Here is an 8,100-nt window from a genome sequence, read left to right on the forward strand (position 1 = left end):
GATCCGCGTCGCACTGATGAACCGCTTCTCGGCTCTCGGAACGGCCGAGATCGTACGTGTCGCCTGACGATGGCGGGGAAAGGGGCATCATGCCTCAAGCGTGAGTTCTGCAACAACGCCGCACCAGGGCAGGATCGGCGAGGCGGGCCGAGGTGAGCGTGTGCGGCTGCATGTCCAGCACGGCAAATCCCTTGTGCACCGCGACTTCAAGGCAGGCGGTCGCCGGGTCGAGCGCGGCATAGACGCAGCGCACCCCGCGCGAGTTCCAGCGCCCGCCGACCAGAAAGGCGCCTTCGCCGCTGTCCCAGGTGGCGGCGTGGCGGTCGTGGTCGAGGCGCCAGAAGCGCACCTCGCCCGTGCCCAGCAGGCCGGGCAGCGGCGTCACGCATAGACCCCGTAATCCAGCCGGGTCAGGTATTCGGCCACCGCCTCGGCCCCGGCGGCGGTGGCCAGCAGATCGACGGGGCGGCGGTTGTCCAGCCCGATGGCGGGGCGGTTCATCCAGTCTTCGGCGGCGGCTTGCGTGCCCAGCACCGCGATGGCCTCGGCGAGGATCGCGGCAAAGCGCCAGGTGCGGTTGCTTTGTTCGGTGCTCAGCCGGGTCGGCGTCGGGTCGGCCCGGCGGCGCTGCACCGTGCGCAGGCTGACGCCCACCGCCTTCATCAGCGCATCGCCGTGTTCGAGAAAGCCCACACGGTCCACCAGGTGCAGCAGCGACGCCGCGGGCAACCCGCGGGCCAGCACGTCGTGCGCCTCGATCGCGTTGCGGATGGGGGCGCGGATGGCCGCCTCGCCGCCCAGCAGCGCATAGGTGCGGGAGACGTTGCTGTCGGCGGCGATGGCGGCCGGGGAAAGGGTGGCGGCGGGGGTCATCGGCGGCGGCTTAGCGGGGTGTCCGGGGCGCGTGTCATGTGTCGTGAAACATGCGCCACGTGACGCGAAAAATCAAGCACTCGCCACCCCGGGGCCGCGCAGGCCGGCGGTTTCCGCGGCAAGCCAGGCCCGAAAGGCCACCAGCGGCGGATAGTCGGCGCGGGTTTCGGGCCAGACCAGCCAGTAGCTGCCCGAGCCGGCCACCGCACCGCCGCAGACCGGGGCAAGGCGGCCTTCGGCAAGGTCGGGGGCGGCCAGGAACTCGGGCAGCAAGGCGATGCCGAGGCCGTGGATCGCCGCCTGGGTCATGGGGGCGAACTGGTCGAACAGCATGCCGCGCGGCGGCGGGGCGGAAACCCCGTGGGCGCGGAACCAGTCGGGCCAGGCGGTGGGGCGGGTTTCGATCTGCAGCAGGGGCAGCGCCAGCAGGTCGGCCGGGGTGGCGACGGGGTGGGCGGCCAGAAAGGCCGGCGCGGCGCAGGCGACGAGGGTTTCGTCGAACAGGTGCAGGTGCCCTGCCCCGCGCCAGTCGTCGGAGCCGAAATGAATCGCGGCATCAAAGCCTTCGGCGGCGAAGTTGAAGCGTTTCAGCCGGGTGGCGAGGTTGATGGTGATGCCCGGATGCGCGGTCAGGAAGGACGGCAGGCGCGGCGCCAGCCAGCGGGTGCCGAAGGCGGGCAGGATGGCGAGGCTGAGGATGCCGCCGCCGGGGTTGGCGGCCAGCTCCATCGAGGCGCGGGCGATGAGGTCGAGCGCGCGCGAGATATCGCGGCCATAGGCGCGGGCGGCCTCGGTCGGGATCAGGCGGCGGCGTTCGCGCAGGAACAGCGCGGTGCCGACCTGGGTTTCGAGGTTCTGGACAAGGCGGCTGACCGCACCTTGGGTCAGGTCCAGCTCGCGCGCGGCGGCGGCGGTGGAGCCGGTGCGCAGCACCGCCTCGAAGGCGGTGAGCAGGCTGAGCGAAGGCAGGTAGCGGCGCGGGCGGGACATATGCGTTCCGTGCATGATCTGAATGGCAGATAGCGTTTCCTTGCCGGGGTTGCAAAGCCTATGCTGCATCGACCCTCGCCGATGGAGAGCGCCATGGACACCGCTTCGCAGACCCGCCCGAAACTCAAGGCCAAGGATGCCCCCGATCTGGGCCGCTTCGACTGGGAAGACCCGTTCCGGCTGGACAGCCAGCTGACCGAGGACGAGCGCGCCTTGCGCGATGCCGCCCGCGCCTATGCGCAGGACAAGCTGCAACCGCGCGTCACCGCCGCCTTCCGCGAGGAATCGACCGACCCGGCGATCTTCCGCGAAATGGGCGAGATGGGCCTTTTGGGCGTGACCATCCCCGAGGAATACGGCGGGCTGGGTGCCTCGTACGTCGCCTATGGCCTGGTCGCCCGCGAGGTCGAGCGGGTGGATTCGGGCTATCGCAGCATGATGTCGGTACAGTCGAGCCTGGTGATGTACCCGATCCATGCCTACGGGTCCGAGGCGCAGCGGCAGAAATACCTGCCGAAACTGGCCAGCGGAGAGTTCATCGGCTGTTTCGGGCTGACCGAACCCGACGCCGGGTCGGACCCGGCGGGCATGAAGACCGTGGCGCGGAAGACCGCCGGCGGCTATGTGCTGAACGGGTCCAAGATGTGGATTTCCAACAGCCCGATCGCCGATGTGTTCGTGGTCTGGGCCAAATCCGAGGCGCATGGCGGCAAGATCCGCGGCTTCGTGCTGGAAAAGGGCATGACGGGGCTGAGCGCGCCGAAGATCGGCGGAAAGCTGAGCTTGCGCGCCTCGATCACCGGCGAGATCGTGATGAAGGATGTGGAAGTCGGCGAGGACGCGCTGCTGCCGCATGTGGAAGGGCTGAAGGGGCCGTTCGGCTGCCTCAACCGCGCGCGCTATGGCATTTCCTGGGGCGTGATGGGCGCGGCCGAGTTCTGCATGGCGGCGGCGCGGCAATACGGGCTGGATCGCAAGCAGTTCGGCAAGCCGATCGCGCAGACCCAGATCTTCCAGCTGAAGCTGGCCAACATGATGACGGACATCGCCCTGGGCCTGCAGGGGTCGTTGCAGGTGGGCCGGCTGCTGGATGCGGCCAATGCCGCGCCCGAGATGATTTCCATCGTCAAGCGCAACAACTGCGGCAAGGCGCTGGATATCGCCCGCTGGGCGCGCGACATGCACGGCGGCAACGGCATTCAGGAGGATTTCCAGGTGATCCGCCACATGGTGAACCTGGAAACGGTGAACACCTATGAAGGCACCCATGACGTGCACGCCCTGATCCTGGGCCGCGCGATCACCGGGTTGCAGGCGTTCTTCTGACGCCATCGGACGGCCGGGGGAAAGCGGGGGGTTGCCACCCCCCGCCCCCCCGCCCGGGGAGGGGGTTCCCCCCTCCCCGGACCCCTCCCGAGGATATTTCGGGCAAGGTGAAGAGGTGAGACGTGCCGCGTTCGGTCATCGTGCATGAAAACTTCCTGCGTCGGGTGCCCGCGCGCGATTTTCCGGCCGGCAAGGCGCCGGTGCCGGGCCTGGGCCCGGTGCAGGCGGTCGAGGTGTTCCGCGCGCAGCTGGAAAGCCGGGCGCTGGACCTGACCGCGCGGGCGATGCAGAAGGCGGGTCAGGGGTTTTACACCATCGGCTCCTCGGGGCACGAGGGCATGGCGGCGGTGGCGGCGGCCTTGCGGCCCGAGGACATGGCCTTTCTGCATTACCGCGATGCGGCGTTCCAGCTGATGCGGGCGCGGCAGGTGCCGGGGCAATCGCCGGTGTGGGACATGCTCTTGTCCTTTGCCTCGTCCAGCGAGGATCCGATTTCGGGCGGGCGGCACAAGGTGCTGGGCAGCAAGGCGCTGAACATTCCGCCGCAGACCTCGACCATTGCCAGCCATCTGCCCAAGGCGGTGGGGGCGGCCTACAGCCTGGGGCTGGCGCGGCGGCGGCCGCCCGAGCATCGGGCGCTGGCCGAGGATGCCATCGTGATGTGCAGCTTCGGCGATGCCAGCGCCAACCATTCGACGGCGCAAGGCGCCTTCAACACCGCCGGGTGGACCGCCTGGCAGCATGTGCCCTTGCCGCTGCTGTTCGTGTGCGAGGACAACGGCATCGGGATTTCCACCAAGACGCCGGACGGCTGGATCGAGGCGTCGTTCCGGGCGCGGCCGGGGTTGCGCTATTTCAAGGCCGACGGGCTGGACATCTACGAGACCTTCGCGGTGGCGAAGGAGGCGGCGGACTGGGTGCGGGCGCGCAGGAAGCCGGCGGTGCTGCACCTGCGCATGGTGCGGCTTTACGGGCACGCGGGGGCCGACCTGCCGACCACCTATCTGCCCAAGGCCGAGGTCGAGGCCGAGGAGGCCAACGACCCCCTGCTGCATTCGGTGCGGCTGCTGTCTGAGGCCGGCGCGATGGACCCGGAGGCCGCACTGGCCGCCTATCTGGAAACGCGCGAGCGGGTGGACCGGGTGGCGGCCGAGGCGGTGACGCGGCCGCGGCTGAAGGATGCGGCGGGCGTGATGGCGAGCCTGATCCCGCCCGCGCGGGCCTGTCGGCCGACGAACGGGCCCGAGCCTGCGGCACGGGCGGCGGCCTTTGGCGCCGATCTGGGCCAGATGGCCGAGCCGCAGATCATGTCGCGCCTCATCAACTGGGCGCTGACCGATCTGATGCTGGAGCATGGCGAGATCGTGCTGATGGGCGAGGATGTCGGCCGCAAGGGGGGCGTTTACGGCGTGACGCAGCGGTTGCAGGCGCGGTTCGGCGCGGACCGGGTGATCGACACGCTGCTGGACGAACAGTCGATCCTGGGGCTGGGCATCGGCCTGGCGCACAACGGCTTTCTGCCGATGCCGGAGATTCAGTTCCTGGCCTATCTGCACAATGCCGAGGACCAGTTGCGCGGCGAGGCGGCGACCTTGCCGTTTTTCTCCAACGGGCAATACACCAACCCGATGGTGGTGCGGATTGCGGGCCTGGGCTATCAGAAGGGCTTTGGCGGGCATTTCCACAACGACAACTCGGTGGCGGTGCTGCGCGACATTCCGGGGCTGATCCTGGCCTGCCCTTCGGACGGGGCCGAGGCGGTGCGGATGCTGCGCGAATGCGTGCGGCTGGCGCGCGAGGAGCAGCGGGTGGCGGTGTTTCTGGAGCCCATCGCGCTGTATCCCATGCGCGACCTGCTGGCCGAAAAGGATGGCGGCTGGATGCGGGCCTATCCGGCCCCGGGCGAGCGGGCAAGCCTTGGCAGCGTGGCGGTGCACGGCGAGGGGCGGGACCTGGCCATCGTGACCTTCGGCAACGGGGTGTATCTGAGCCGGCAGGCGCAGGCGGACCTTGCGGCGCTGGGGATTGCCGCGCGGGTGGTCGATCTGCGCTGGCTGGCGCCTTTGCCCGAAGCGGCGATGCTGGAGGCAGTGGCGGGTTGCGGCGCGGTGCTGGTGGTGGACGAATGCCGCCGTTCGGGCGGGCCGTCGGAGGCGATCGTGGCGGCGCTGGCGCTGGCGGGGGTTCGCCGCGTGGCGCGGCTGGCGGCGGAGGACAGTTTCATCGCCACCGGGCCGGCCTATGCTGCCACCATGCCCAGCCGGGCGCAGATCGTGGCGGCGGCACGCGCGGCGCTGGGCCGCTGAGGGGGGGGGGATGCAATGAAGGCGGTGGTGGTCTGCCCCGGGCGCGGCACCTATGGCAAGGGCGAGTTGGGATCGCTGACGCGGTTGCACGGGGGCGCGCCCTTGCTGGCGGTTTACGAGGCGATCCGGGCCGAGGCCGGGCAACCGGCGCTGGCGGCGCTGGACGGGGCGGCGGCCTTTGGACCGGGGCATCTGGACGGCGGCAATGCGGCGGCGCTGATCCATGCCATGACGGTGCTGGACGCGCGCGCCTTGCGCGGGGTCGAGGTGCTGGCTGTCACCGGCAATTCGATGGGCTGGTATGGCGCGCTGGCCGTGGCGGGGGCCTTGAGCGAGGCCGACGGCTTTCGGCTGGCCAACGGCATGGGCGGGCTGATGGCGCGGCAAGGTGCCGGGGGCCAGGTGGTGTATCCGGTGATGGGCGAGGACTGGCGCCCCGATCCGGCGGCGCGCGCCGGGGTGCTGGCGGCGGCCGAGGCGGCGGGGTTGCGGCTGTCGATCGACCTGGGCGGGATGCTGGTGCTGGCGGGCGAGGAGGCCGGGCTGGCGCGCTTCGAGGCCGGGGTGCCGAAGGCGGGGCAGTTCCCCTTGCGCCTGCCGGGCCATGCGGCGTTTCACACCCCTCTGGTGGCGCCGGTGGCGGCGGCGGGGCGGGCGGCCTTCGGGGCGCTGGGCTGGCGGCAGCCGGCCGTGCCGATGGTGGACGGGCGCGGGGCGATCTGGTGGCCGGGGGCAAGCGATGCGGGCCGGCTGGCCGACTACACGCTGGGCCATCAGGTTGTGGCGCCTTACGATTTTGCCCGCGCGATTGCGGTGGCGGCGCGGGAATTCGCGCCGGATGCGTTCATCGTCACCGGGCCCGGCACCACGCTGGGCGGCGCGGTGGCGCAAGGCCTGATCCTTGCGGGTTGGCGCGGGATGGGGGACAAGGCAGCCTTTCAGGCACGGCAGGCGGCGGCGCCGCTGTTGCTGTCGATGGGGCGCGAGGACCAGCGCGGGCTGGTGACATGAAGGAGACGACGATGCGGACGGCAGCCGAGATTCTGGCAGCGAACGGCCTTGCGGGGCTGACGGGAACGATGGCGGTGCATTCGCCCATCGACGGGGCGGAGATCGCGCGGGTGCCGGTGACGCCGGTGGCCGACATGCCGGCGGCGATCGCGCGGTCGCAGGCGGCGTTCCGGGCCTGGCGCACGGTACCTGCCCCGCGGCGGGGGGAACTCGTGCGCCTTTTGGGCGAGGAGCTGCGCGCGGCCAAGGCCGATCTGGGTGCGCTGGTGACGCTGGAGGCGGGCAAGATCGTCTCGGAAGGGCTGGGCGAAGTGCAGGAGATGATCGACATCTGCGATTTCGCCGTGGGGCTGAGCCGGCAGCTCTATGGGCTGACCATCGCCTCCGAGCGCCCCGGCCACCGGATGATGGAGACCTGGCACCCGATGGGGCCTTGCGCCGTCATCACCGCGTTCAACTTCCCCGTCGCGGTCTGGTCGTGGAACGCAGCGCTGGCGCTGGTGGCGGGCGACCCGGTGATCTGGAAGCCCAGCGAAAAGACCCCGCTGACCGCGCTGGCCACGCAAGCCATCATGGAACGCGCGCTGGCGCGGTTCGGCGATGCGCCCGAAGGGCTGTGCCAGCTGGTGATCGGCGGGCCCGAGGTGGGGGCGGCGCTGGTGGAAAGCCATGACGTGCCGATCGTGTCGGCCACCGGATCGACCCGGATGGGGCGGATCGTGGGGCCGAAGGTGGCCGAACGCTTTGGCCGGTCGATCCTGGAGCTGGGCGGCAACAACGCGATGATCGTGGCGCCTTCGGCGGATCTGGACATGGCGGTGCGGGCCATCGTGTTTTCGGCCGTGGGCACGGCGGGGCAGCGCTGCACGTCCTTGCGCCGGCTGATCGTGCACCATTCCATCCGGGCCGAGCTGGTGGCGAAGCTGGTGAAGGCCTATGCCAGCCTGCCCATCGGCGACCCGCGCAGCGCCACCACGCTGGTTGGCCCGCTGATCGACCATGCCGCGCGCGATGCGATGTTCGCCGCGCTGGAGGCCGCGCGCGCCGATGGCGGCGCGGTGCATGGCGGCCGGGCGGCGACGGGTGCGCCGCAAGGCGGCGCCTATGTGGAGCCGGCGGTGGTGGAGATGCCGGCCCAGACCGCGGTGGTCAAGCGCGAGACCTTTGCGCCGATCCTCTATGTGCTGGGCTACGACACGCTGGACGAGGCGATTGCCTTGCAGAACGACGTGCCGCAGGGGCTGTCGTCGTGCATCTTCACGCTGAACCTGCGCGAGGCGGAAACCTTCCTGTCGGCCGCCGGGTCGGATTGCGGCATCGCCAACGTGAACATCGGGCCTTCGGGGGCCGAGATCGGCGGCGCCTTCGGCGGCGAGAAGGAAACGGGGGGCGGGCGCGAATCGGGCTCGGACGCCTGGAAGGCCTATATGCGGCGGGCGACCAACACGGTGAACTATTCCGCCGCGCTGCCGCTGGCGCAAGGCGTGAAGTTCGACATCTGACGCGGGGGGGGCGTGCGAGGGGCTGCGCGCGCGCCCCGCGCCCCGGCGCCGGGGAGGGCTGTCTGCCCTCCCCGGACCCCACCCGAGGATAT

Annotated in this window: 7 protein-coding genes; 4 read left to right on the forward strand and 3 right to left on the reverse strand. The window is 70.7% G+C overall.

From position 1 onward, the window contains the following. Window positions 1–94: 94 nt before the first annotated feature. The 3 genes from ACK4S2_RS15100 to ACK4S2_RS15110 form a co-directional block, all read right to left on the reverse strand. Window positions 95–385, reverse strand: coding sequence for an RES family NAD+ phosphorylase (locus ACK4S2_RS15100; RefSeq protein WP_409626209.1), 291 nt, complete (start codon window positions 383–385; stop codon window positions 95–97). Next, window positions 382–873, reverse strand: coding sequence for an antitoxin Xre/MbcA/ParS toxin-binding domain-containing protein (locus tag ACK4S2_RS15105; RefSeq protein WP_409626212.1), 492 nt, complete (start codon window positions 871–873; stop codon window positions 382–384). The genes ACK4S2_RS15100 and ACK4S2_RS15105 overlap by 4 nt, the downstream gene beginning before the upstream one ends. Before the next feature lie 72 nt (window positions 874–945). Beyond that, the gene (locus tag ACK4S2_RS15110) at window positions 946–1,863 is read right to left on the reverse strand and encodes a LysR family transcriptional regulator (protein ID WP_409626215.1); all 918 of its coding nucleotides are present in this window, start codon (window positions 1,861–1,863) and stop codon (window positions 946–948) included. 93 nt (window positions 1,864–1,956) lie between these two features. Between ACK4S2_RS15110 and ACK4S2_RS15115 the strand changes: the two genes are divergently transcribed. The 4 genes from ACK4S2_RS15115 (at window position 1,957) to ACK4S2_RS15130 (ending at window position 8,008) form a co-directional block, all read left to right on the forward strand. Next, window positions 1,957–3,189: an acyl-CoA dehydrogenase gene (locus ACK4S2_RS15115; RefSeq protein WP_409626217.1), complete on the forward strand. Its 1,233-nt coding sequence runs from the start codon at window positions 1,957–1,959 to the stop codon at window positions 3,187–3,189. A 122-nt stretch (window positions 3,190–3,311) separates the two neighbouring features. Continuing rightward, window positions 3,312–5,495, forward strand: coding sequence for a dehydrogenase E1 component subunit alpha/beta (locus ACK4S2_RS15120; RefSeq protein WP_409626220.1), 2,184 nt, complete (start codon window positions 3,312–3,314; stop codon window positions 5,493–5,495). A gap of 15 nt (window positions 5,496–5,510) precedes the next feature. Further along, window positions 5,511–6,506 carry an ACP S-malonyltransferase gene (locus ACK4S2_RS15125; RefSeq protein WP_409626222.1) on the forward strand — a complete coding sequence of 332 codons (996 nt, stop codon included), beginning with the start codon at window positions 5,511–5,513 and terminating at the stop codon, window positions 6,504–6,506. 11 nt (window positions 6,507–6,517) lie between these two features. Next, window positions 6,518–8,008, forward strand: a complete 1,491-nt coding sequence (locus ACK4S2_RS15130; RefSeq protein WP_409626225.1) for an aldehyde dehydrogenase family protein — start codon at window positions 6,518–6,520, stop codon at window positions 8,006–8,008. Window positions 8,009–8,100 lie beyond the last annotated feature (92 nt).

It is taken from the genome of Gemmobacter sp., assembly GCF_046292685.1.
In the GTDB taxonomy this organism is placed as follows: domain Bacteria; phylum Pseudomonadota; class Alphaproteobacteria; order Rhodobacterales; family Rhodobacteraceae; genus Wagnerdoeblera.

What these genes read in the sequence shown, in the direction of transcription:
- ACK4S2_RS15105 (WP_409626212.1), bottom strand. Translation starts at nt 873, where the DNA reads ATGACCCCCGCCGCCACCCTTTCCCCGGCCGCCATCGCCGCCGACAGC.
- ACK4S2_RS15110 (WP_409626215.1), bottom strand. Translation starts at nt 1,863, where the DNA reads ATGTCCCGCCCGCGCCGCTACCTGCCTTCGCTCAGCCTGCTCACCGCC.
- ACK4S2_RS15115 (WP_409626217.1), top strand. Translation starts at nt 1,957, where the DNA reads ATGGACACCGCTTCGCAGACCCGCCCGAAACTCAAGGCCAAGGATGCC.
- ACK4S2_RS15125 (WP_409626222.1), top strand. Translation starts at nt 5,511, where the DNA reads ATGAAGGCGGTGGTGGTCTGCCCCGGGCGCGGCACCTATGGCAAGGGC.
- ACK4S2_RS15130 (WP_409626225.1), top strand. Translation starts at nt 6,518, where the DNA reads ATGCGGACGGCAGCCGAGATTCTGGCAGCGAACGGCCTTGCGGGGCTG.